Annotated in this window: 20 protein-coding genes and 1 tRNA gene; 8 read left to right on the top strand and 13 right to left on the bottom strand. The window is 38.5% G+C overall.

The window, feature by feature from the left end:
• Window positions 1-126: 126 nt before the first annotated feature.
• Entirely contained in the window at window positions 127-3621 is a 3495-nt protein-coding gene (locus NOS7107_RS08200; protein WP_015112508.1) for a caspase family protein, read from the bottom strand.
• Window positions 3622-4003: 382 nt separating this feature from the next.
• On the opposite strand from NOS7107_RS08200, the gene argB reads away from it, so the two are divergent.
• Window positions 4004-4894 (top strand): acetylglutamate kinase, encoded by an 891-nt coding sequence (argB, locus tag NOS7107_RS08195; protein ID WP_015112507.1) that lies wholly within the window; start codon window positions 4004-4006, stop codon window positions 4892-4894.
• A gap of 130 nt (window positions 4895-5024) precedes the next feature.
• Here argB and NOS7107_RS08190 read toward each other — a convergent pair whose 3' ends face one another.
• Window positions 5025-5438, bottom strand: coding sequence for a hypothetical protein (locus NOS7107_RS08190; RefSeq protein ID WP_015112506.1), 414 nt, complete (start codon window positions 5436-5438; stop codon window positions 5025-5027).
• A 151-nt stretch (window positions 5439-5589) separates the two neighbouring features.
• Between NOS7107_RS08190 and NOS7107_RS08185 the strand changes: the two genes are divergently transcribed.
• Together NOS7107_RS08185 and NOS7107_RS08180 are read left to right on the top strand one after the other, a co-directional pair.
• A complete protein-coding gene (locus tag NOS7107_RS08185) occupies window positions 5590-6120 on the top strand; it encodes a tetratricopeptide repeat protein (RefSeq protein ID WP_015112505.1) in 531 nt (176 codons plus the stop codon).
• A 185-nt stretch (window positions 6121-6305) separates the two neighbouring features.
• Window positions 6306-7130 (top strand): DUF3153 domain-containing protein, encoded by an 825-nt coding sequence (locus NOS7107_RS08180; protein ID WP_085999803.1) that lies wholly within the window; start codon window positions 6306-6308, stop codon window positions 7128-7130.
• Between the two features lie 222 nt (window positions 7131-7352).
• Here NOS7107_RS08180 and NOS7107_RS08175 read toward each other — a convergent pair whose 3' ends face one another.
• From NOS7107_RS08175 to NOS7107_RS08165, 3 genes are all read right to left on the bottom strand, one after another.
• Window positions 7353-8531 (bottom strand): pyridoxal phosphate-dependent aminotransferase, encoded by a 1179-nt coding sequence (locus NOS7107_RS08175; RefSeq protein WP_015112503.1) that lies wholly within the window; start codon window positions 8529-8531, stop codon window positions 7353-7355.
• A gap of 55 nt (window positions 8532-8586) precedes the next feature.
• Window positions 8587-8922 carry a hypothetical protein gene (locus tag NOS7107_RS08170; protein WP_015112502.1) on the bottom strand — a complete coding sequence of 112 codons (336 nt, stop codon included), beginning with the start codon at window positions 8920-8922 and terminating at the stop codon, window positions 8587-8589.
• A gap of 296 nt (window positions 8923-9218) precedes the next feature.
• Entirely contained in the window at window positions 9219-9620 is a 402-nt protein-coding gene (locus NOS7107_RS08165) for a fasciclin domain-containing protein (RefSeq protein WP_015112501.1), read from the bottom strand.
• 159 nt (window positions 9621-9779) lie between these two features.
• Here NOS7107_RS08165 and NOS7107_RS08160 point away from each other — a divergent pair, with 159 nt between their 5' ends.
• Window positions 9780-10718 (top strand): putative 2-dehydropantoate 2-reductase, encoded by a 939-nt coding sequence (locus NOS7107_RS08160; RefSeq protein WP_015112500.1) that lies wholly within the window; start codon window positions 9780-9782, stop codon window positions 10716-10718.
• Window positions 10719-10860: 142 nt separating this feature from the next.
• Here the strand turns inward: NOS7107_RS08160 and NOS7107_RS08155 are convergent, their stop codons facing one another.
• The 3 genes from NOS7107_RS08155 to NOS7107_RS08145 all read right to left on the bottom strand — a co-directional run bounded on the left by NOS7107_RS08155 (window position 10861) and on the right by NOS7107_RS08145 (window position 13992).
• Window positions 10861-11355, bottom strand: a complete 495-nt coding sequence (locus NOS7107_RS08155; RefSeq protein WP_015112499.1) for a hypothetical protein — start codon at window positions 11353-11355, stop codon at window positions 10861-10863.
• A gap of 97 nt (window positions 11356-11452) precedes the next feature.
• Window positions 11453-13588, bottom strand: coding sequence for a pentapeptide repeat-containing protein (locus NOS7107_RS08150; protein WP_015112498.1), 2136 nt, complete (start codon window positions 13586-13588; stop codon window positions 11453-11455).
• Window positions 13589-13647: 59 nt separating this feature from the next.
• Window positions 13648-13992, bottom strand: a complete 345-nt coding sequence (locus tag NOS7107_RS08145) for a hypothetical protein (RefSeq protein ID WP_015112497.1) — start codon at window positions 13990-13992, stop codon at window positions 13648-13650.
• Between the two features lie 379 nt (window positions 13993-14371).
• Here NOS7107_RS08145 and NOS7107_RS08140 point away from each other — a divergent pair, with 379 nt between their 5' ends.
• Both NOS7107_RS08140 and NOS7107_RS08135 read left to right on the top strand, forming a co-directional pair.
• Complete coding sequence (locus NOS7107_RS08140; RefSeq protein WP_015112496.1) at window positions 14372-14809, top strand: hypothetical protein; 438 nt, start codon at window positions 14372-14374, stop codon at window positions 14807-14809.
• A gap of 414 nt (window positions 14810-15223) precedes the next feature.
• Window positions 15224-15295: transfer RNA gene (locus tag NOS7107_RS08135), tRNA-Cys, on the top strand.
• 231 nt (window positions 15296-15526) lie between these two features.
• On the opposite strand, the gene NOS7107_RS08130 is transcribed toward NOS7107_RS08135, so the two are convergent.
• The 5 genes from NOS7107_RS08130 to NOS7107_RS08110 form a co-directional block, all read right to left on the bottom strand.
• A complete protein-coding gene (locus tag NOS7107_RS08130; protein WP_015112495.1) occupies window positions 15527-16369 on the bottom strand; it encodes a tetratricopeptide repeat protein in 843 nt (280 codons plus the stop codon).
• Window positions 16370-16614: 245 nt separating this feature from the next.
• A complete protein-coding gene (locus tag NOS7107_RS08125; protein WP_015112494.1) occupies window positions 16615-17535 on the bottom strand; it encodes a 3'-5' exonuclease in 921 nt (306 codons plus the stop codon).
• Between the two features lie 26 nt (window positions 17536-17561).
• Window positions 17562-18035 carry a TspO/MBR family protein gene (locus tag NOS7107_RS08120; RefSeq protein WP_015112493.1) on the bottom strand — a complete coding sequence of 158 codons (474 nt, stop codon included), beginning with the start codon at window positions 18033-18035 and terminating at the stop codon, window positions 17562-17564.
• 292 nt (window positions 18036-18327) lie between these two features.
• Window positions 18328-19266 (bottom strand): DUF6174 domain-containing protein, encoded by a 939-nt coding sequence (locus tag NOS7107_RS29340; RefSeq protein ID WP_015112492.1) that lies wholly within the window; start codon window positions 19264-19266, stop codon window positions 18328-18330.
• A 457-nt stretch (window positions 19267-19723) separates the two neighbouring features.
• Window positions 19724-20458, bottom strand: coding sequence for a phosphoadenylyl-sulfate reductase (locus tag NOS7107_RS08110; protein ID WP_015112491.1), 735 nt, complete (start codon window positions 20456-20458; stop codon window positions 19724-19726).
• Between the two features lie 330 nt (window positions 20459-20788).
• Between NOS7107_RS08110 and NOS7107_RS08105 the strand changes: the two genes are divergently transcribed.
• Together NOS7107_RS08105 and NOS7107_RS08100 are read left to right on the top strand one after the other, a co-directional pair.
• Window positions 20789-22963, top strand: coding sequence for a DEAD/DEAH box helicase (locus tag NOS7107_RS08105; protein WP_015112490.1), 2175 nt, complete (start codon window positions 20789-20791; stop codon window positions 22961-22963).
• A gap of 217 nt (window positions 22964-23180) precedes the next feature.
• Complete coding sequence (locus tag NOS7107_RS08100; protein WP_015112489.1) at window positions 23181-23537, top strand: hypothetical protein; 357 nt, start codon at window positions 23181-23183, stop codon at window positions 23535-23537.
• Window positions 23538-23685: the final 148 nt, after the last annotated feature.

The raw sequence follows: 23685 nt of genomic DNA, 5'->3' as shown, positions 1-23685 counted from the left end.
GCACGAATGCTAAATAACAAGAATTTTAAGTCTCACGCAAAGGCGCAAAGACGCAAAGAACTATAGAAAATTTATCTGTTCAGTAAACAAAATATGATTCATACAGGAGGTTTCTTATAAGGCAGTTTATTCATTTGAGATTTCAGAATTGTCACACAGGGCTGTTACTAATGCCTCTAAGCCATGTTGGCTAGTAAAGTAGGTAAGATGATCGCAAGCTGTGTCTGGCAAAATAATTCTGGGTTGGGGTGTACGGTTTAAACTGACACTTTTAATACTTTCTAGTGTCACCGCTATGTCGTTTGCTTGTTGAAGAAATACCAAATCTACTACACCATCTACAGTTGAGCCAAACAGCTTTTGTATAAGTCGCTGTATCTGGCTGGATTTTCTTCCAGGTTCAGTTTGTAATGCTTCTGGACGAATCGAGCGATCGCCTGCAATGATGGTATATTTAACGCCAGGGTCAGGATTTGTAGAGAGGCTTTGGATAAAAGAACTTTCGGGATTCATCTGATCCAAAGCGCGATCGTTTAATTCTAAAAATGCGACTAATGCAGCAATAATTTTTGTCGGCCAAATGACTGAAGACAGTTGATTCAATCCAATCCCCAGAAATGCGAAAGCCAAATCTTGAATGTTAGGCCAAGGAGAACCTGCATTAGGTGTACCTAACATAACTAAGTGTTGTACTATTCGATTTCCCCCTTCTTTTTCAATAAAAGTGCGGGAAATTAAACCACCCATTGAATGAGCAACAATATGTAATTGTTTTTTGTGGTTGGCTCCTAACCCAATTTCTGCTAATCTTCCTCTGAGTAATTCAGCGTTTTCTTCAATTGTGGTATGCAGATTTTCATAGTCGCAAGCGAGAACTAAATCATATTTGTCTCTTAGGGTTATTTGTTGTCCATTTTCTATCAATCTTGCTTCTTTAACACTGGTGACTAAACTTTTTGTATCACCGATGATGCCATGAATATAGAGTAAAATTTTCTCAGATGCTTCGACCTTGGTTTTAATAATTTCTTTCTTGTCTTGATAAGACACATATCCATTTGATGAAACTTCTACTACTCTCACAAGTGGATAGGGAAAATCTTTGCCTAAAGTTTGATAAAGCAGTTTTTGAAATAGTATCTTAATTGAACCTTGTAAACTCCGACTATCTATTGTTGGCTGAGGTAAGCGTTCTAAGACGATTTCTGTTTTGCCATTGACTAATTTGGCTTTACCCAATGGTAGGAAAAACTCTCCATCATATCCAATTGGTAATATATGTTCGTTTGGTGTTATTGATGTGCTAACTACTATTGTGATGGGATTTTCTGGTGTGACATCTGCGTAATTTTCGACATCAGTTACTTCTAAAACGTTTAATCTTTCAGGACTACGAGTAGTATTGAATTCAAATGGTTGAGCCAAGTTTTGGTCTTGGAGGAGAATAGGTGGCAATAATTTGCTATTTATATATCGACTACTGGGAGGCAAAGAACTGAGGCTAAATTTTCCCTTAAAACTTGGATGTCCATGTAGTTGGACACCATGAAATATTAGAGTAGGTTCTGATTGTTTTATTTCTACCCCCCCTGGTGGTCTGACTAGAATAACTTTAATTTCCTGAGTCATCCAGTTATCAATATATTCATCACTATAATCAGCCTCACGAGTATAAACTTTGTTCATTAAACGGTTGAGAGCGCCTGATAAACCTACGGAACGATGTATAGGAGGTGGAGAATCAAGACCTGCTTGTTTAAGCAAGCTCGCATTAAAATCTCTAGTACTAACAATTAATTTAAAAATTTCGTTATATTCTGTAATTCCATTCTTTAAGTAGGTATCATTAATTTTAAATTTTACTCTTTTACTATTAACAGTGCTTCCTTCACTATCGCTTTTAGGCAAACGTATACTACTTTCATCTATAAAGAATTTAGGTATATCTATTGCATAACTTTCCGCTAATTCTAATATTTGAAAATATAGGTCTTGTTCGCTGTGATTCGTAACTTTTATTTCAATTTGTGGAGGTTCTAGCCTGTTATTTCTCAAGGTGTATTCTCCCCGCATCTCGGCAATTTCCTGTTGTGAGGAATATTGTTGATTTCCAGAGGTAATAATCACTTCCATCTCCACATCTCCAGCTTTAATTTGACTAGTAGGTGGAGTTTTCATTTCTAAAATATTTGTCCAACGTGCTATATTCTCTAAACGTCTGATGATTTGTTCTGCACGTTGTCTGGTATATGCTTGCGTATCTGGTATTTCGGGAACAGGTGCAACTAAAGGATGTTTATCAGCAGCTTCTAAAATCCAGTATTGACCGTTAGTAGCTTCTACATAATAATTTGTATTTTGAGATGATTCTGCTTCTCGAACAAACAAGGAAGGTTTATTTCTATCAGATGTTGCAAGAGCTTGACGAACTAGTTCTACACCGACATCATCACCTTTAAGATATACTTTTAACTGCGGTAGAGGTACATCGGTAATAACTGCCCAATAAGGTTCATCTTGAGATAAGTTGACGTTATCGTCGTTTAATTCAACTTTGCTAATTTCTGTTTCTACATGAGTGATTGTAGCTTGACAAATTGCTTCAGAGATTTGGCGCAACTGTTCAGGTTTACTTCCTTGGGGAAAAATTGCTAATAAAGTTTGTCCTTCAGAAGTTGGGCGAATACCATGTAAGATACCACCGTTAATTACCCAACTATGCTGATTTTGGTCGTCATAAGTTAGAGTGAAGTAATTTGGAGATTCACCGATCGCACCGCCTAAGAAAATTTGTCTTAAATCCTCTGATGGTGCTTCTATTTGCGGTGACTGCTCGTTAACTTTACCAGTGATTAAGGCGTTAATATCTCGGATTAAATTTGTATATGATAAATTACTGTTAGTCCGTTGCAATGCCTGTATGAGAAAATACGAAAAAAATCCATACCGTTTACCATCTTCACCTGTATACTCTTTTGCTGTTTGATGGGAACGACAAGCCGCGATCGCAATATGTCTTGGTAGCTGATAATTATTACTTAAGCGGTGATTCAGCCATTCTGCTGGAAAAATAAATTCGGTTAAATTTCTGACTCGTCTATCTCCAGGCGTTTGACATTCTCTAACTTCTGGCACTCTTGTTGCTGTGCCAGAATAACAACAATCCAAAATAATTAAAATATGTGGATTTTTCTTTGCTACCTGTTCAATTAAATAGTTTAATTCTTTATCTGCTAAATCTCGACCTTCTTTAGTTCGGCTATCATAGCAAACCAATGTTTCAAGTTTACGGTCTGGTTCTATATTCCAAAAAACTTCTGGGGCTGCTTCAAAAGAACCATGACCTGCATAATAAAACAATACAACATCTTCACTACCAGCATTGCATAGATGCTGCTGAAATCCATCAATAATTGCTTGACGTGTTGCCAATTCATTTGTTAGCTTCCAAGGAGATTTAGCGTCTTCTACTAATTCCCAATGATCTTCACTAGCAATTCGGTTACGTAAATATGTTTCTATTGCTTCGATATCATTAACGCAACCATTTAAGGCACTAACTCCTTGAGAATCAGGATGGTAATTATTAATACCAACTAGTAAAGCATAAATTCTAGGCATAGATACTTATCTCATATATGTATTTATAACCGTAAATTAGATCACGGTCAGTTACCTGTTATTTTTTGAAACTGGGTGTAAAGTTTTGTTTTCAGGAAAATTTAAGAGGTTTCAACACATATATCCCTCCTGTAACCTTGATAGAACTTACGCAACACCGATAATGTCATTGCGACTGGAACGGAGTGTAGGGAAGCAATCCCATCGTTAGGAGGGATTACTTCCCTATCCCTCGTAATGACGGAGTTACGTTATTTTTGTGTAAGTCCTGCTTGACTTAAAGCCGTGAATTTTCGTTTTCACCCGTCAGCCCTAACAGAGAGATTGTGAGTGGTGAAAAAGTCTTCTACACTGACTGCATAAGTTTTAAATCTCAACCACGATGGTCAACGATATTGAGTATATCAGGCAAGCTGAAGCTACTCGTGTGCGGGTACTCAGCGAAGCGCTACCTTACATTCAACAATTTGCAGGACGCACTGTAGTTGTCAAATATGGTGGTGCGGCGATGAAAGACAGCACCCTCAAAGACAAGGTGATCCGCGATATTGTTTTTTTATCTTGTGTTGGCTTGCGGCCGATTCTGGTGCATGGTGGCGGCCCAGAAATCAACAGTTGGTTAGATAAATTAGGCATCGAACCGCAATTTAAAAATGGTTTGCGAGTTACCGACGCGCCCACAATGGATGTTGTGGAAATGGTTTTAGTCGGTCGAGTTAATAAAGAAATTGTTTCTTTGATTAACCAAGCTGGTGGTTTGGCTGTGGGACTATGTGGCAAAGATGGTAATTTAATTACTGCCCGTCCCCAAGGTCAAGAAGGCATCGGCTTTGTAGGCGAAGTCAGCGGTGTTAATATCAAAATTTTAGAAACCCTTTCAACTAATGGCTATATTCCCGTTGTGTCGAGTGTTGCCGCCGACGAGTCGGGACAGGCTTATAACATTAACGCAGATACCGTTGCTGGAGAAATTGCTGCGGCGCTGGGGGCAGAAAAGTTGATTTTGCTGACCGATACAAGAGGGATTTTAAAAGATTATCAAGACCCGTCTACGTTGATTCCAAAAGTAGATATTCGGGAAGCACGAGAACTGATTACTAGTGGTGTAGTCAGTGGGGGGATGATTCCCAAAGTTAATTGTTGCGTGCGATCGCTTGCTCAAGGAGTCAAGGCTTCACACATTATCGATGGTCGGATTCCTCACGCCCTATTACTCGAAATCTTTACTGACGTTGGGATTGGGACGATGATTTTGGGTTCGCAGTTTACTTAACTTGCTGATCATTTGTCCTTTGTCCTTTGTCATTTGTGAAGACAAAGGACAAACATAGTAGCCGCAGCAGAGATGAGAAAATTTTGAAGGCTGGAATATCAGCCAAAGTTTTACCTTCTGCCTCCTGCCATTACCAAGGATGAGTGATAATTACCCGCGATCGCCCTCTAAATGGTGTCCGCCGCCAGGAATTATTAATAATTACTGGATTGACTATTGTCGAATCTTTAATGATGGGATTGATCAAAGTTGGGTTCACCAGTGTGGAATTATGGAACCTGTTGTGCCTGACTTGAGGATAATAATTGGGGTAGACAGTACGGCTAGGTAAAAGCCCTGTTGTGGGATCTACGGGCATAGGAGTGGCGATCGGACTACCATAAATAAAAGAACCAACAGCTGGTTGTTGAGTCACACCAAAAGGATTGCTGCGATCAATCAGAATAACTTGTTGGGCTGACGCTGGGGTAATTACGGTACTCATCAATACCAAACTAATTCCTGCACTTAGCCAATTGGGTTGAGAAAGCTTGATATTTATCATATTTTGCTCACCTGCATTGAATAATTAAGGGTTTTTACAGATGACTACTAGTTAAAATTTTAAAAGTTTATTTACTTGAAGAGAGCCAACTTTTAAAAAGATTACAAAAAGATTACTGGCATTGGCAAAATTAAAGTAGTACTGATTTAGTATGCAAGACGTGAGTGAACAAAGTTTAGAAATTGCCAGAAAGCGTTACCACGCCGGGAGACTTGCTTTTGAAAATGGGCAATATCGAGAAGCTGTCGAAAATCTGGAAAAGGCCAGTGCTTTGTTAGTTCGCAATTCCCGTCTAGGGGGCGAAGTGGAAATTTGGCTAGTAACTGCTTATGAAGCTGCCGGCAGGAATGAAGAAGCGATCGCGCTTTGCAAACAACTCCAACGACATCCCTACTCAGAAACTAACAAACAAGCTCGGCGATTGCTCTACATCTTACAAGCACCAAAGCTGAAACGACCAAGCGAATGGATGACTGAAATTCCAGATTTAGGTGCATTGTCAGATAATGAATCCAAAATGCGTATTGCTCCTAATCCTCCCAAATCTTCTGCCAAGAAAAAACCTGCTGAAACCGAATTTGTTGATCTTAGTCAAGTGAATACCAAAGATAATCGCTTTATTTGGGTAGCGATAACTGCTATTGGATTAATGATCTCGTACTTAACTTGGTTGGCTTTTTAAAGTACTTCTAGTAAAAATAAAAAGTCAAGATTAGTTAAGTTATTTGACTAAATCCCATTAATAAGGATAAAGGATGAAAAAAGGGAAAAAATAAAATAGGAAATTGTGATTTCCTCCTTTGCACTTTATTCTTAATCGACTTTTTTAGGAGAAATACAGTGATTAACTTTTCTAAGTTGGCAAAGATGTTGATGTGGTTAATTCGACCATTGGGCTTGTTAAACATAAACATAAGACGCAAGCCTTTGTTGTGGCTAGTCGTGTTAACATCCCTATTGCTATCTGGTTGCGTTAAGTATGATGTCGGCGTGAACTTTAACCACTCCAATAGCGGCGAACTAGTGCAGCATATTAAGTTAGGTGAACGACTCACTAGTTTTAGTGGTGATTATATATATGCCTGGTTAGATAGTATAGAAAGCCGTACCCGGAAACTAGAAGGTAAAGTCCGCAGAATTTCTCAAGAAGAAGTTATAGTGACAATTCCCTTTAGTAATGGTCAAGAATTACAAACTAAATTTAATGAGTTTTTTAATTCTCATAACAATCAAAAAGTAGCAGCGACAACCAGCGAAACTGAGTCTGAATTACCCAAGATTGAATCAAATTTGCTGTTATTTCAGAATAATTTTTTATTGTTAGTTCGGAATCGATTAATTTATGATTTAGACTTGCGATCGCTGTCCTTAATTGCCAGCAAAGGTAACGTTCTCGCAGATACAGGTGCAATCCTTGATTTGGAATTTAGCTTAAACACCCCGTGGGGTGCGAAAAATATTCAACTCACCGAAAATGCTGTCGAACCAGAAAAACAAGGAAATCAACTGCTATGGCGACTCCAACCCGGTGAACTCAACCATATAGAAGTCGTCTTTTGGCTACCTAGCCCTCTTGGTATTGGTGCTTTGTTAATTGTCTTATTCGTTTGGGGTGGACTGTACCTCAGATACACCTTCATGCCAGATCCCCGAATTCAGTTTGCGCCACAGCCAACTGCTACAAAATCTTAATTGATTGGGATTAAATGTATATAGCCGTACTAAATCATTGGTGACAAGTTAAGCCTGTAACTTTTTTGTCAACAGGCTTTTAGAAAATCATTGAAAAAAACTGGTCAGACCCTATTTGAAGAGCGGGAAAAGGAGCGACAATCAACTTAACATTTTGTTTTCGCCGCTGTTCGATAATGCCTAAATCTCAATTTTGGAGTACAGAAAATGAAGTTACAAGACTCATTCACAAGTGATTATATTTTGCAAACCTTGGACTAATCTTTCTATCCCTGCTTTGGCTGTATTTTCTTGCAAGGCCCCATACGCAACCCGTAAATAGCAACCATTTTCCATCCCAAAGGTTGTACCAGGAATCACTGCAACTTTGTGTTCTTGAATCAATCTTTTCACTAATTCAAAAGCATTGATTTGAGTATGCACTTTGAGAAAGAAATAAAAGGCACCATCAGCTTGAGCAATAGTACATAAACCTTGGATATTGTTCAGCGAGTCTATCACTACCTGACGTACTTTAGCGATCGCGCCAATATTTTCCTGTAAATACTCATCTTTTGCCTGCAATGCGCCTAATGCTGCATACTGCGACACCACAGGCGGACAAATCAAAATTGTATCTTGAACTTTTTTGACAGCCACAAGTAAATGTTTGGGAATTACCATGTAGCCAATGCGCCAACTCGCAAAACCATAAGCTTTAGAGAGGCTATAAAGCGAAATTGTATATTTACTACTGCCAGTAAATGCACCTGGTGAAACGTGTTTGACACCGTTGTAGGTAAAATATTCATAAGCTTCATCGCTGATGTGGTAAATATGGCGATCGCTACAAATATGATTTACTTGGCGTAAAGCAGCTTCAGAATAGACAACCCCTGTGGGATTATTTGGGGAAATTGTCACAATAGCTTTTGTTTTAGGCGTAATTGCTGCGGCTAATGCTTCTGGACGCAATTGGTAATTTTCATCTGTTTCTACCAATACAGCACTACAACCCGCCATTGTAATTGCCATTTCATGGTTGAAATAGTAGGGCGTATTCAAAATAATTTCATCACCTGGAGAAGTAATTGCCAAAATAGCGTTCATAAACGCCATATTACTTCCCGCTGTCACAACAATGCAGTTGTCAGCATTAATTTCAATACCGTTAAAAGCTGACAATTTTGCTGTTAATACAGTTAATAAAGCAGGAATTCCCTCAACTTCTTTGTAGAGGTTGTTTGTCGGTTCCCCTAAAAACTTCGGTAAAAGTTCAATTGCTTCTGGTGGTGGACTGTAGGAAACCACACCCTGTCCTAGAGAAATGGTTCCCGGAGAACTTTGAATTAGTTCCCCAACCACAGGAATTATCGGCAACTGAACCGCCTGCATTCGAGAAATTAATTTGTCATAAGTCATGTGTTACTTCCTATCACCCTATTTCTCTCATCTTGACAGGTGTAGGTTGTTAACATTAGCAAGTCTTAGAAAAATCAGGGTTATTTATAAGGCGTTTATGGAGGATAATCGCAGCAATATTAGTCAATAAACAAGTAATTGCCAGAGACATCAAAATATAAGTAGGAGCCATAACGACACCAACAACAAACCAACTATATACGTGCAGTATCATCACTAAGGCAAAAATAGTGGCAATTCCGACGACTGGCTGCAATTGAGATAATGGTCTACGTAATGCAGTTAAGATGATGGTTAATAGTGTAGCAATTAAATTAGCTGGTACAAGAAAGGCACAAATACCAATACAATTGCTGCGGGAAAATTCTGCTAATGTATGAAAATCGAGCATTTAGTTAGTTAGTTTTAGAATTAACATTTCAAATAAGCAAATTAAATATATTTTTATTTATCTCAACTAATATTAGCACTAATTAAAAGTGAATACTCCGCCAATGTAACATAATTTAAACAATATCTATCCTATTTGATTTATAAATTATTCCTAAAGCCAGAGAATAGAGGGGATAGCATAGATTTGTTAACAATTTATTTAGGATTGCTATATTTAAACTAACTAAAGATTATTAATAATAAATTTTAAAAAAAATTAAATAATTTAGGTGGGTACACCCCACCTAAAGTAAATTAACCTGGCAAAATCACGGTATCAATAACATGAATTATTCCATTATCAGCATTGATATCTGCGGCTAAGACAGTAGCATTTTTGATTTCAAATCCTTCAGAACAATCTATTTTAATGCTTGAACCTTCTACAGAAGTAACTGTACCGAGTTTTGCTAAATCATCTTTGGTCAACTTCCCTGAGACGACGTGATACTTTAAAATTCTTGTTAGTTGTGGAATATTTTGCACCAGAGTTTGGATTGTTCCTGGTGGTAACTTAGCAAAAGCATCATCAGTAGGTGCGAAGACTGTAAACGGCCCTGGACTTTTTAATGTCTCGACTAAACCAGCCGCTTGTACAGCAGTTACCAAGGTTTTGAAAGCATCGTTGCTTACCGCAATATCAACAATATCAGCCATATTTTTTACCTATTCACTTTTAAAAATTTTAATTTATATTAAAGCTGTTTAAGTTTTTTGACAAAAACTTAAGCCAGAAAAGTAGAATACCATCAAGAAAAATCAATCTAATTAATAGATACTACTCAATAGTCATTAAAAAATTATTTGGGAGCAGCAATGGGCGATCGCAAATACGCCATCATAGGAACAGGTGCATTAGGTGGATTTTATGGTGCTAAACTGCAACAATCCGGTTTGGATGTTCATTTTTTACTCAATAGTGATTACGAACACGTAAGCCAAAATGGTTTAATCGTCGAATCTAAAGATGGCGACTTTACCTTACCACAAGTTAACGCCTATAGGGACGTGACAAAAATGCCACAATGTGATGTGGTAATAATTGCCCTTAAAACAACCCAAAATGATTCATTATCAAAATTATTGCCACCAGTCATTAAAAATAATGGTGTAGTCTTAGTATTGCAAAATGGATTAGATATCGAGCCGGGGATTGCTCAGATTGTTAGTAATGTCAACATTATTGGCGGCTTATGTTTTTTGTGTTCTAATAAAGTCGGACAAGGGCATATTCGTCACTTAGATTATGGACAAATAGTTTTGGGTGAATATACCCTGAACTACGAAGCTGCGGGAATTACCAATAGAATACAGCAAATTGCTAACGACTTTCAAAATGCAGATATAGCGATTGAACTAACCGAAGACTTACTATTAGCCCGGTGGAAAAAATTAGTCTGGAATATTCCTTATAATGGACTGTCTGTAATTCTTAACGCTAGAACCGATGAATTAATGGCAGATTCATATATGCGTCAATTAGTAGAACAATTGATGTATGAAGTAGCCGCAGGTGCAAAAAGTACCGGACGTATAATAGCTGATAGCTTCATTCAAACAATGCTGGATTACACAATCAAAATGAAGCCTTATCGCACCAGCATGAAGATTGATTATGACGAACATCGCTCTTTGGAAGTAGAAGCAATTATTGGGAATCCATTACGCAAAGCCCAAGCAGCCGGTGTATTTTTACCACAAATTAGCTGCTTATACAATCAGCTAAAATTTTTGGATACCAGAAATAAACACTAATTGAGCTTTAGCGATTCCTAATTCAAGTATTTGTAGGGTGGGCATTCATTAATATATTCGAGATTAATTGAGAGTTTTTCTGAAAATGCCCACCTAACATATAGTTCAAAAATAAAATCAGCTTACTGTATTCAACTAGCTCTTAAAATCTCAAACCTACACCACCTTGAACCGCCACCGCTGCACCACCTCCATCACGATAAGCATCAAAAGCAATAATCGCATTGCCAAAAATTACTGTATTGCTATTGGGAACAACGTAATCAATTCCTGGCTGTAAAGCAAAACTAATTTTATTTCCTACAGGAGAAGGACTATCACCACCAGTTAATACTAAGCCTGCGCCCAAATAGGCATCTGTTTGCCAGTTGAGTGGCAAATCATAAGATACAGTCGGGACGACAGCTGTATTCTGACCAATTAATGCTTGAGCGCGAAAAGAAATAGGTGCTTCTAACAGCTTGTAGCGAAAAGCTAAAACGCCCCCGACTTGGATACCATCAGTCAACCCCACAGTGGGGCCAACACCAACATAGCTACCATAAGCAACTTGAGCTTGTGCTGGTTGATAACCCATCAGCAAACCGAAAACTGTACTAGCTGCTATAAATGAACCTAACTTAAGTAGATACTTCATCACCCGACTCCTCACATCATAATTGGATGTTTTCATGTGCCATTTGTTATTCGTGAGGAGGTAGGATTAAGTATTCTCCTGACTCCCCATCTAAATTTTACGGGCAACGGGGATGAATGCCACCTTGGGTACAAATGTATGCTAGTTGCTTCGTATCTAAATTTTTCGCTTGAGAAAAATCAACGCCTTTAACTACAGCCGAAACTGTACCAGTGTCTGGAGTTTGCACAAATTGATCTGCGGGATCTTGTTTGGTGGGTGCAAGAATTGTGTCTTTAAAATCTGCGCCCGCGACGTTTGCACCACGTAAATCTGCAAAACTCAAATCAGCGTTACGTAAGTCAGCATTTTCTAATTGAGCAGAACGTAAAACTGCACCAGTCATCCGGCTAGTACTCAAATTAGCATTGCTGAGATTGGCATGATCTAAATAGGCTCCAGATAAATCTGCACCTTGCCAATCAGTTTTAGTTAAGTTGGCAAATGATAATTGTGTACCGATCGCAATTACTCTACCTAAACGTGCCGCATATAGATTAGCTTCGTTTAATTTAGCATCGCCTAAATCGGCTCCCGTTAAACTGGCATTTTCTAACACTGCACCTTGCAAATCGGCTCCTACAAGTTGGGCGCTGCTGAGGTTAGCGCCAATTAAACGCGCACTTTCTAAATTAGCGCGGTTGAGGGAAGCACGACTTAAATCACTCCCAGTTAATAACACCCGACTCAGATTAGCATCGGTGAGATTGGCTTGTTTCATTTGCACTTGAGTTAAATCAGCGATCGCATCATCGTAAGTATCCCAGCGCCCATCTTCACCTACACTACGAAAACGGCTACCCTTGAAACTCGCTTGGTTGAGATCAGCCGATTTTAATTTGAGTCCTGACAAATCAATGTTCTCTAACACCAAGTTGAACGAAGAACTTCCTGTTGTACTGGTTTGACTCAAAGTCGTACGAGTCAAGTCAATACCATTGATTTTGCCGCTATAAACATTCAAAATCTTGTTAATTGTCTGCTGGTTCAGTTGTAACCGCTTTTGCCATGATTCTCTCTCTTGCGGTGCCGCAGATTGCAGTTCGTTACCCAGAAACTGATTCTTATTTTTTAATTCGGGGATTGCGGGAATACCAACGGTTGTTAAAGCCTGTTGAATTGAATTCAACAGTACGGGGTTAGTTTCATTCACCAACAAATCAGCCAAAAATTGAATAGATTGGTCATCATTCAAACCACCCATTGCCAAAATTGTACTTTGGCGTTCTTCCAAACTCGCCCCAGAGTTAGGACTTAATTGTTTAACGAGTTCCAAAAACTTTTGACTGTTAACTTGTGTGGTTTCCCGCTGATTTTGCTGTTTTTGGATATAGATTTGAGTACCAATTAAAGCCGCCAACACCGCAGTCATGCTGGCCAGTGTGACTACAAATAAAGTTAAGTTGGAATTTTGTCGTACTTGCCGCCACAATGTCGGGAATTTGGTTTCCCCAGCCGTTATTGGTGCTAGGGTAGCTTCGGTTGCGGCTGCTGGGGCTTCTGGTTCATTGTTTTTGACTAATGCACCTCTGCCATTGGGGCGTTTTGCGTCAATAGCTTCTGTACCAGCTAACCAATCATGCAAAGCACGACGACCTTGGCGGGATGGTAAAGCGATACTTTCGCCCAACACCATCAACACTGCCAAAAATGTAAACAGTCCCAAATTAGGAAAAGCAAAACTATACCGCCAGAGTATGTAAGCAATAGAAACTGGTATAGATAAACGACCAATGCCTTCTCTAGCAGTTGCTCCACCTAAACCAGGGGCTTTACCTTGCTCATTCACAACCCGCACACCAAACCACCGTTTCGGCAAGGTACTACCAGTTTTTGCCAGTAAATATAATTGCCACCAAGACAAAGTTACAGGTGCAATTAAAGCCAACATCCATAAATAATTAGTCGGCCAAGCGACATTGCGGATACCGTAGCTGACAGGTAAAGCCAAAGGCCGAGCGATCGCTCTTTCTGTGACAACTAATACCGGATTCAGTGGTACACGGTTGATATCGCTTCTGGAATTGACATAAGCTCCCAATCCCAAGGGAATGAAACCACTGGCGACCACCAGTGTCATTTCAACTGTCCAAGCCGCCAAGCGTCTAGTTACTAACGGCAGTGAATTAACTTTTGTTGGTGTTTTTGACTGACTAGGTTGACTATCATTTCTCCGCACAATTGGGGTCGCCATTGAATAATTCCCTTTAAATTTAATAGTTTTGCCATGAATGGCGTGATTAATATAGAGTGCTATTGCTTATTGGAAAAGCTATCAGCGACAAAAAATTTGTATCCAAGATACACTAACCCAGCCAACACTGCCAGACTAATTGCAGAGGTAATAAGTTTTAGCACTGCTTGCAATACTGCCAAACCCAATAGTACAGTCACACCCACAACTACCAATTTCCTCGTCCCCGATAAACTTTGAAACCAAAGTTGCGAACGAGTGAAGTACGGTTTAAAGTTGAGAAAATTAAACTGAGATTGCTGTCTGGCTTCTTTGGGTTTTTCCGGTTCTACACTCCCAGCATTAATTTCTGCCTCTAGCTTTTGCAGGCGTTGCTGCCAATCTTCTTCAGGTTGAGGATTCATAAATCTTATCTACCTCTGCTAAAACACTTGTTCAACAGGTGAGCAATCACATCCGAACTTTTTGCGGTTGTGTTTGTGATTTTAACTAATGTATGGTTTTTACAAGGCTGAATAATGGCAGAAAATAGAAGTGTTTGTGGAAAACTATATATCAGCATGATGAGAATATCAGTCTAAATTTTTTTACCATCAAGGCTAATTTTTTGTCTATTCCCAACCAGCGACTTCATCTATTTTTTATATTTAGCCATATAGTTATGCAGCATCATTAATAAAATTTTATACTTCGCTTTAGGAACACTGAGGGATTGCTATCGTCTATTAGTTCAGACTATTTATATCAATATCGCTCTACAAATAGTCGGGAGCATTAACTAATATGAACACTTTGAGACTATTGAAATTTGTTCCCGTTGCTGTTGTACTGAGTATGGGAATTATCCAGCCTAACTTTGCAGAAACACCATCAATTCCCATTTCGTCCAAATTACAATCAGACCCGCTAGTTTTAAGTGGTAAATCCGGTGGGACTGTTCATAGTAACTGCGGCAATATTTCCACTACGCCCAATCAAATTATCCAAGTTACCGAGTCAATGCCTTATATGCGGTTAACTGTTGACAGTCCTGGACAGCCAACGCTATTAATCGATGGGCCTAGTGGGCGCTTTTGCGTGTTAGCCGATAGCTACTCTCAAAGCAAACCAGAATTATCTGGTTACTGGCAAGCTGGCAAGTACTCACTATATGTCGGTGAATGGTCTCAGGGGCAGTATAACTATACTCTTTCTATTTCGCAACAAAAAAAGCCTAAATAACCAAATATTTAGGCTAAAGAAGTATGAGGACGGACACAGCGAGACAAAAAGTCACAGATTTGGAAAGGGTGTAGATATAGCTGCATGTAAACCACACCCTTACACCATCCAGTTAGATATAGTACATCAAGTCTTTGTGTCTGTTTTTCAAGTTGTTGACTTTGCTTTTCTCAGTTCATCCTGAGTAAAACTAATCATGCAACCTTATATTTAAAGGCTTGATTTTACTGTAATCATCCCTACTAATAAGAGCAATTGTTTTTATTTTTTATCTCAATAAATCTAACTGATGAATTAGTGGGCTGTAAAGCTGTCAACCACTAAAATGTACAAATATTCGGTATTTTAGATGATGACAGCATAAAAGCCTTTCAATTTAGATAAAACATTGCTATGATAGATAATGGTAAATGCGGCGACATAGCCAAGTGGTAAGGCAGAGGTCTGCAAAACCTCCATCCCCCGGTTCAAATCCGGGTGTCGCCTTAAGGCTTTCAGCCTTCTAAAAGGAAACTAATAACCGAACTTGGGTAACTTGATAGTCGAACTGATAGTTAGAGGGTATGACTAGACATCGTTCTGGGGTAAGCTAAACGATTGCCTGATTATTTCTAGAGCCTTGAAGTTTACCCTAGATGATGAACTATATACTCCATAATTTTGCAGAATTTGAATATACGCAACAGGTACAGGTGGTGGTTGTCTTGTTTATGTATACTATTGCCCAAGTTCCTGCATATTATTCATTACTTGTTGATACAAGTCGTTATTGCCTTGACGTTGCAATATGGCGGCGGCTTGTTCTAAATCTTTAATTGCACCTTGTTTATCTCCTTGGGCTGCACGGGCGTTACCTCGATTATTGTAGGCAGGTGCAAAATTAGGATTCAGGCGTATAGATTCATTGTAATCTGATATGGCTCCCTGTTTATCTCCCTTGGTGGCGCGAGCGTTGCCACGGTTATTATAGGCGATCGCATATCTGGGATTTAAGATAATAGCTTGGTCGTAATCATCAAGTGAACCGTCTTTTTCACCGATGGCTGCACGGGCGTTGGCGCGGTTATTATAAGCTTCGGCATAGTTGGGTGAGAGCTTAATCGCTTGGGTATAATCTGCGATCGCATTTCGATTATCTCCAAGGGAGGCGCGGGCGTTTCCACGACTGTTGAAGGCTTCTGCATCGTTGGGAGAAAGGCGGAGCGCATCGTTATAATCGGCGATCGCTTTTTCCTTGTCTCCTGTATCAAAATAGGCGAGTCCTCGTCCTTTGTAGGCAGCACTGTAGTCAGGGTTGAGGTTTAATGCTTTAGTGTAAGATGCGATCGCGGCTTGTAAGTCGCCTTTCAGGTGCTGATTTTGTCCTTGAAGATACAGTGTCCCAGCTTGTGAGGTTTTAATAGTACGGCGGCTAGGTGGAGTGAAGCCTATTTCTGTCACAAGCACACTCTTGTCTCGATTACAAGAGACAAGAGTCATTGCACTCAACACAGTCAGCACAACTATAGTCAATGTTTTTCTCACCTTCACCCGCTTTTGCTCCCATAACCGCAGCTTCATAAGTTGCTTTCCACCAGCATTCCACCTAGATTTAATTAGCACCCAATTTAATTAATTTGGGAATTTAGATGTGCAATGTCAATTAACACACTTTACTGATATTCCCTAGGTTTAATAACGGTTATCTCTGGACTTAACCGGGAAATTTATTAACTTTTTGTCTTTTATGGGGTGATTTAAGAGTTATTAATTATACTTAAAATTTATATTATTAGTAGCAAGTAGGTGAAAACTAGCACTCTATTTCACTCATTCTCACTATTACTTTCCTGATTTTTAGGAGTTAGTCTCCAAGAATTAGATGTATCTATTTCTACAGATAATTGTTCTAAATTTCCACCTAAATCTTTCTGTAACTTCTGAGTCAAGGTAATCGAAAAATCAAAATTTAATCCTTGACTTTGTACTAGTCTTGCCAGTTCTAAAAACTGTGCTTTCACGGTTTTCCGTTCATAAGCAGTTAACTTAAAGAAAGATGTTTCTGATACATTTTGAGCCTGCATAGCTTTTTTAATGCGCTCTTGCAAATGCTCAACTTCAGAATTTAATAGCTTCCATTGCTCTTCTATTTGTGTATATCTTAAATTGAGAGCTATTAAATCTTCTGCTTCTGGAGCCGGATCACCTTCTGATTGTAATTCTAACAAACATTTATGCACTTGAGCAAGATAAATGCAGTCGAGATAAGCGTAATCTATTTGTTCTTCTGTTAAGGGTCGTTGTCCCCAGTCGCTAGTTTGTGCTTGTTTATCAATATAGTGAAAGTTACACAGAACAGTGGCTAGAGTTTTGAGTTGATAGTTAGGTACTGGCAAAAGATAGTAAGGAATTTTTTTCGCTATTTCTAAAGTACAAGTAATATTTCTAGCTTTTTTATCGCCGAGAAATTTTACATCATAACTTGCATGATGAAATACTTTTTCTATATCTGGATTGACCATAATTTGCTGAATAAAATTAGCTACCAAATCCGGCTGATCTAGGACATCCAAAAGAAAAACGCGATCGCCACTCATATCTTCAGGATCATCTAATACTTGAATCAGCGACAATCTGGGATTCCGGCTGTTATAATCAGCTACTTCTGTATCTATCCAAAGGGTTTTAGCCTTGGTATATTCAGCAACTATTTGATCAATTTTACTGGCAGTAGTCAGATAAGGCATTATTAAAAATAATTTAGCATTGATACTTAAGCATCTTGAGGATTAAGATTGATCATCTCCCAAGTAGTATAAGTGCCAATGGGACTCCATAGTAACAAGGGTACTAATAACAATGCTGCCCAACCAGAAACAGGTAAAACAGCAAGAGTTAATATAATCCCGATAATAAAACCTGTACCACCGATAATTGTACCGGCTTGAAGACTCCGCAGCCAAAACATCACAGGGGTATAGGCAATAATAGCAATTTCTAAAATTAAATATAAGCTCATCAACAACCAAGTGGATTTAGTTCCGGGGTTAGTTTCCCAAACAATATAAGCCGACCAAGCGCCACAAATAAAAATCACACTCCAAATAACCGGAATTGCTGCTTCAAAAGTTAGCCATCTCGGTCTTTGTAAGCGCTTGAACCATTGGCGATCGCGTGGCTGAATTAAATTAGCACCCAAAGCAACCAATATTGCTACGCCCCCAATTATCATCCATGATTTAATCATGACCTTATTCCTTGTAATTACTACATATCGCTTAGATATGACCATTTATAGTGTGATTTTGTCAATCTAGCCACTCAACACTCATCATCCCTGAGTCTGATATCGTGTCCGGTTAAAGACTTATCATTTAGACAGCAGGGAAGAGAGTTTTGCTATTTATGCACACTTACCTGGAATTATGACTGATCACTCAGAGATATTTCCGTTTATCTAGACTTGATGGCAAAATAAAAGGGACGTATAAATTTACGTCCCTAATGCTCATAAGAGCAAAATGTAGATATGCAAAACCTTACTTCAATGTTTCTAGATTGCTAATAGTGAGATATAGTTCTTCATCAGCAACTTGTTGGTTATAATCAATATTGATTTGTGTTGGGTAGCCAAATTTAGGATCATATTTGATGGTGAGACTAGATGCTTTTTTGGAAATAGCGTCGTCAATTATCCCAAACAGTTTCGGAATTGAATTATATTGTTGGAATAATTCTGCATCAACTGGTTCATTGTTATTGACAGCAGTAATAGAAGCAACTTGACCATTGCGGACTGTAATGACTACTGGTTGAGTTGCTTTAGGTACGCAAAAACAACTTCTACTAAATGTAAAGCGATAATTAGTCAACTTTTGCTGATTCCACAATTGGCGGTTAACTTTTAGTTGAGTGGAATTTGACTCATTTGGATTTGGTGTTTGTTCATTTTTTGACCCAATCCAGCGCTGAGAATTCACAACAGCATCTATTTTATTTTCTAAGGCTGTTAGTGCTTGTGGCGCATTAGGTGAACCGAGATAATGATTCACAGTTTTTTGCTGTCTACCAAGAGTGAGAGAAGTAATTGCTGAAGGTAAATCTGTCGGCCCACCTTGATATTTACTGGGTAAAGAGAAATAATTGACCTTATCAAATTCTGCAACTAATCTTCTCACAGCTTGCGGACTAATTTTAGTAGTTCGCTTACCTACAACTTTCACAAAACGCTCCCCTTCGTAGACAACTCTACCATCAGGAAATATGGTAATTTTATAAATTGGGCAAGCACCAAAACACGCAGTTCTTTGCAAAGTAATAATACCTGAACGCAGCTTTTTATTATTTTTATTGAAGATTTGTTGCGAAGAGTTCTGTGCAGTTAGTTGTGGTAACTGTACCGTAGATTGCGCTAATACTTGGGCATTAAAAATTAAAGATACAAGTAATCCTGTACCGATTACGATAGGCGATCGCATATAAATTCCTGATAAACTAATGTATTAGTCTTACAGACAGGACTAATTACAAAAAGTTTCCTACGCTGGGTTATGTACCTAACATCAACAGGTGATAGCATTGATAAAAATTGATATAATTATATCCCCAAGTTTTCCAAGAAGTTGGGAACATAGTTATTCACAAGTCATTTAGAACTATGAGATAAAGTATGATTTTTCTCAAAATTCATCAATTGGAACTATGGCAGAACTGAGGAGTAATTAATTATGTACCTACTTTAAAAATTAGCAAAGAGATGCCGAATAGTCTTGGTCAAGCATTTTCGTAACAGAAAAATAATTACCAAATCAGGGAAAAATCTCTTTACTGAAGATGATAGCGTGACCCGCACTCTTGAGCAGGAAATTTCGCTTTCAACCCCCTGCTTTCAGTAAAGGCGCAAGTCATTACGCCTTTACTGTGTAGTTTCACTGACTATTTTTGTAAGTTCCCTAGGTGCAGACCACACTCTTTAGCTGTAGATTCTTCCCACCACCAGCGACCTTCACGTTCATGCTGGTTTGGTAAAACAGGTCTAGTGCAGGGTTCGCAACCAATACTGATAAAACCTCGCTCGTGTAATTTGTTGTAAGGTACATCCAAGGCGCGAATATATTCCCACACTTGGCTGGAAGACCAGTTAGCTAAGGGATTGAACTTAATTAACTGATGGTCTTCGGTGGAAAATGCGGTATCAAGTTCAATTACAGGAATATGGTTGCGGGTGCTGGGACTTTGGTCTTTACGCTGTCCTGTCACCCAAGCATCAAGGGTATTTAGCTTGCGGCGTAGGGGTCTAACTTTGCGAACAGCACAGCATTCTTTATGACCATCTTGATAAAAGCTGAACAATCCTTTTTCTTCTACCAAGGCTTGTACTTCTGCGGCATCAGGGAACATTACTTCTAACTTAATGCCATAATGTTCTCTAACTTTATCCAAGAACTGGTATGTTTCAGGGTGCAAGCGCCCGGTATCGAGGGTAAAAACCCGGAAGTTTTTGGTGATTTTGGAAGCAATATCGATTAAAACAACATCTTCAGCACCACTGAAGGAAATTGACATGTTGTCAAAAGTGTCCAAAGCCAATTTCAGAATTTCTCTTGGTGACTTTTGAGTATATTCTGCTTCTATAGCAGCAATATTTAAATCTGTATGGGCGGCTACCATGTCTGAATATTCTCTTCTCTTTGAACCTGAATTTTACCAATTTAAGATGCTGTTATACCAATTCTCTACAACAAAATACGGAAATCACTCAAGCGAGTTGAGACAAAAATGATGCGATCGCCTCAAACGCTACAAGTTAAATATTTATAACAATCCTAAATTGAAAAAGTTACAGGAGTGCATCTACTATATTTCAAGTATCATATTGTACTTGGTATCAAGAACTTCATCTTTCTATTATGCAACATCGTCTCGAAAGCGAAACCCCTATCGAGTGGATGTTATTAACTACAGAAGTTATATCCTAAGAAACATGAGATTAAACATGAGATGAATAATGCCTTTAATCGACTTGCACCCTTCATTCAAGAATATATCTATCATCACAACTGGACTGAATTACGTCCAGTGCAAATTGCCGCTTGTGAAGTTATTTTTGACACCAATTCTCACTTATTAATAGCAGCAGCCACGGCGGCAGGAAAAACAGAAGCAGCATTTTTACCAGTTTTAACTGTATTACATAATCATCCTACTAATACCATCGGCGCATTATATATCGGCCCCATTAAAGCCTTAATTAATGACCAATTTGAACGCCTCAATGGCTTACTCAAAACAGCCGATATTCCTGTTTATCACTGGCATGGTGATGTGGCTCAAAGTCGCAAAAATCAACTTTTAAAAAATCCCCAAGGTATTCTCCAAATTACGCCAGAATCTCTAGAGAGTTTATTAATCAATAAACATCATGAGTTAGTGCGATTATTTGGCGGTTTAAAATTTGTCATCATTGATGAAATTCATGCCTTTATGGGTTCGGAACGCGGTTGTCAGATTATTTGTCAATTGCAGCGTTTAGCCAATGCAATTCAATCACAGCCCCGGCGCATTGGGTTATCAGCTACCCTTGGCGATTATTCACTAGCAGAAGCATGGTTGAGTTCAGGAACTGACAAACAAGTAATTACTCCTAAAATTGAAGTTAGCAAACGTCAAATTAAACTTGCTGTCGAACATTTTTATCTTTGTGATGATATTAATTCATCAGATATATATGATAATTATCTTTTTAATCTCAGCCAAAATAAAAAATGCCTGATATTTGCAAATAACCGCACTCAAACTGAATCTGTAATTGCTTCCTTACGTCAAATTGCTCAAGCACAAGCACGACCAGATATTTATCACGTACATCACGGTAGTATATCGGCAAGCTTGCGCCAAGCTGCGGAAAAAGCTATGCAAGAACCTCATCGTCCTGCTGTAACTGCGGCGACACTCACCTTAGAATTAGGGATAGATATCGGGAATTTAGAGCGCGTCATTCAGTTAGAATCACCTTTATCTGTAGCCAGCTTTTTACAACGTTTGGGACGTGCTGGAAGAAGAGGTACAGTGGCGGATATGCGCTTTGTCTGTGTTGAAGATGAACCATCACAAGAAGCATATCTCCCAGAGCAAATTCCTTGGCAGCTGCTACAGTGTATTGCTATTATTCAACTGTATTTAGAAGAACGTTGGATTGAACCGATAACACCACCTAAATATCCTTTTAGTTTGCTTTATCATCAGACAATGAGTATTTTATTAGCAACAGGGGAAATATCTCCGGCTAATTTAGCAAAACAAGTTTTAAAATTTCCCCCGTTTGCAGCAATTACTCAAGAAGATTTTAAATTATTATTACGTTATTTAATTGATATTAATCATATTCAGAAAACTGAGCAAGGTAAATTAATTATCGGCTTGGCTGGTGAAAAGATAGTTGGAAGATTTCAGTTCTATGCTGTATTTGCTGATCATCAAGAATATGTAGTCAAGCAAGGTACGACAGAAATTGGTAGTATCGTCACACCACCACCTGTAGGTAATCAATTTGGTTTAGCAGGTCGCACTTGGGAAGTTTTAGAAGTTGATTTGAAAAAAAAGGTGGTTTTAGCTAAACAAGTAGATGGTAAAGCTACCGTTTATTGGCGTGGTGCTGGCGGTAGTATTCATACAAAAGTTTTACGACGAATGCGGCAGGTTTTACTAGAAGACGTGGAATATAGTTATTTACAAAAAAATGCTCAACAACGTCTAAAAATAGTCAGAGAATTAGTCCAATCTGCTGGATTAGCAAAATCAAATATATTGCAATTAGACAAAAATAAATACTGTATTTTTCCTTGGGTGGGAACAGTAACTTATCGCACCTTAGAAAGATTGCTCAATTCTTTTTGTCGAGAATCTTTAGAAATCAGTAGTATTGGGGGAACTAACCCTTATTATTTGATTTTGAAATTAGGCAAAGGTAAGTTTAAATATCTGCAAGCAGAAATTGCTTCATTATGTGAGCAAAGAATTTCCGCAGAAGATTTAGTCAGCACAGCCGAAGCGCCAGAAATGCAAAAGTATGATGAATTTATTCCTCATTCGTTATTACGCAAAGCTTTTGCTCATGATTATTTAGATATAGAAGAACTCAGACAGCAAGTTGCACTGTGGAATTGCACTGAATAGAAGTTTACTCTACTTGAGAGCGATCGCACTTAAGATAGATGTTTTCTAGATAAAGTAATTCAAAGTTCAGACTGTACAAGATTAAATATGTACTCTTGTCCATCAGCAAGCTATGACTTCTGCTAGAGGAATATTTACCTTTGTTAAAGATAGTTTTGATATGTATTTAAATAAAGCTGATTAGTTCCAAAAACCTCAAGATAATGGAGTACAGTCCATGATAAGTTTGATTTCTCAGGCATTTTCTCGCATTAGTTCTCTACTGAATGAACTTCAAGTCAAGCGGTTTGTAGCTGTAGTGCTAGTGGGATTTTTAGTCTTGACAACAAACGCTAATATTGAGCGTGGTAACAGCAAAGCTGTCACCAGAGAACTCGATAGAGTAGTACATCAAGATAAAGCTGATAGGCCTAAAACTACTGGTGAATGGAACAGAGAAGCTCGTCAAACTGAAGATGAACCTGGTAAACGCGCTCAAAGAATTGCTAAGGAATCAGCAGAAGCTGTCAAACAATGGGGTTCCATCTATCCAGATACCGTTAAACGTAGCGCAGATGATAATGCAAGTAGGTAATACAAGACAATTTCTGATTGAGTATCTCTTTCTCCATCGAGGAGACCATAGCGCCGAAAAAATAGCAATAGGTAGTTAAGATTAAAAAGGTGCAGTGAATATTGCACCTTTTTCAGTATAAAAAAACCCCCAAAGGGGGTTCAATTTT

Origin of the sequence: Nostoc sp. PCC 7107, assembly GCF_000316625.1 — a bacterium.
Lineage (GTDB): Bacteria > Cyanobacteriota > Cyanobacteriia > Cyanobacteriales > Nostocaceae > Nostoc_B.
This window is presented reverse-complemented; position numbering and strand designations above follow the sequence as displayed.

What these genes read in the sequence shown, in the direction of transcription:
- NOS7107_RS08200 (WP_015112508.1), bottom strand. Translation starts at nt 3,621, where the DNA reads ATGCCTAGAATTTATGCTTTACTAGTTGGTATTAATAATTACCATCCT.
- argB (WP_015112507.1), top strand. Translation starts at nt 4,004, where the DNA reads ATGGTCAACGATATTGAGTATATCAGGCAAGCTGAAGCTACTCGTGTG.
- NOS7107_RS08190 (WP_015112506.1), bottom strand. Translation starts at nt 5,438, where the DNA reads ATGATAAATATCAAGCTTTCTCAACCCAATTGGCTAAGTGCAGGAATT.
- NOS7107_RS08185 (WP_015112505.1), top strand. Translation starts at nt 5,590, where the DNA reads ATGCAAGACGTGAGTGAACAAAGTTTAGAAATTGCCAGAAAGCGTTAC.
- NOS7107_RS08180 (WP_085999803.1), top strand. Translation starts at nt 6,306, where the DNA reads ATGTTGATGTGGTTAATTCGACCATTGGGCTTGTTAAACATAAACATA.
- NOS7107_RS08175 (WP_015112503.1), bottom strand. Translation starts at nt 8,531, where the DNA reads ATGACTTATGACAAATTAATTTCTCGAATGCAGGCGGTTCAGTTGCCG.
- NOS7107_RS08170 (WP_015112502.1), bottom strand. Translation starts at nt 8,922, where the DNA reads ATGCTCGATTTTCATACATTAGCAGAATTTTCCCGCAGCAATTGTATT.
- NOS7107_RS08165 (WP_015112501.1), bottom strand. Translation starts at nt 9,620, where the DNA reads ATGGCTGATATTGTTGATATTGCGGTAAGCAACGATGCTTTCAAAACC.
- NOS7107_RS08160 (WP_015112500.1), top strand. Translation starts at nt 9,780, where the DNA reads ATGGGCGATCGCAAATACGCCATCATAGGAACAGGTGCATTAGGTGGA.
- NOS7107_RS08155 (WP_015112499.1), bottom strand. Translation starts at nt 11,355, where the DNA reads ATGAAGTATCTACTTAAGTTAGGTTCATTTATAGCAGCTAGTACAGTT.
- NOS7107_RS08150 (WP_015112498.1), bottom strand. Translation starts at nt 13,588, where the DNA reads ATGGCGACCCCAATTGTGCGGAGAAATGATAGTCAACCTAGTCAGTCA.
- NOS7107_RS08145 (WP_015112497.1), bottom strand. Translation starts at nt 13,992, where the DNA reads ATGAATCCTCAACCTGAAGAAGATTGGCAGCAACGCCTGCAAAAGCTA.
- NOS7107_RS08140 (WP_015112496.1), top strand. Translation starts at nt 14,372, where the DNA reads ATGAACACTTTGAGACTATTGAAATTTGTTCCCGTTGCTGTTGTACTG.
- NOS7107_RS08130 (WP_015112495.1), bottom strand. Translation starts at nt 16,369, where the DNA reads ATGAAGCTGCGGTTATGGGAGCAAAAGCGGGTGAAGGTGAGAAAAACA.
- NOS7107_RS08125 (WP_015112494.1), bottom strand. Translation starts at nt 17,535, where the DNA reads ATGCCTTATCTGACTACTGCCAGTAAAATTGATCAAATAGTTGCTGAA.
- NOS7107_RS08120 (WP_015112493.1), bottom strand. Translation starts at nt 18,035, where the DNA reads ATGATTAAATCATGGATGATAATTGGGGGCGTAGCAATATTGGTTGCT.
- NOS7107_RS29340 (WP_015112492.1), bottom strand. Translation starts at nt 19,266, where the DNA reads ATGCGATCGCCTATCGTAATCGGTACAGGATTACTTGTATCTTTAATT.
- NOS7107_RS08110 (WP_015112491.1), bottom strand. Translation starts at nt 20,458, where the DNA reads ATGGTAGCCGCCCATACAGATTTAAATATTGCTGCTATAGAAGCAGAA.
- NOS7107_RS08105 (WP_015112490.1), top strand. Translation starts at nt 20,789, where the DNA reads ATGAATAATGCCTTTAATCGACTTGCACCCTTCATTCAAGAATATATC.
- NOS7107_RS08100 (WP_015112489.1), top strand. Translation starts at nt 23,181, where the DNA reads ATGATAAGTTTGATTTCTCAGGCATTTTCTCGCATTAGTTCTCTACTG.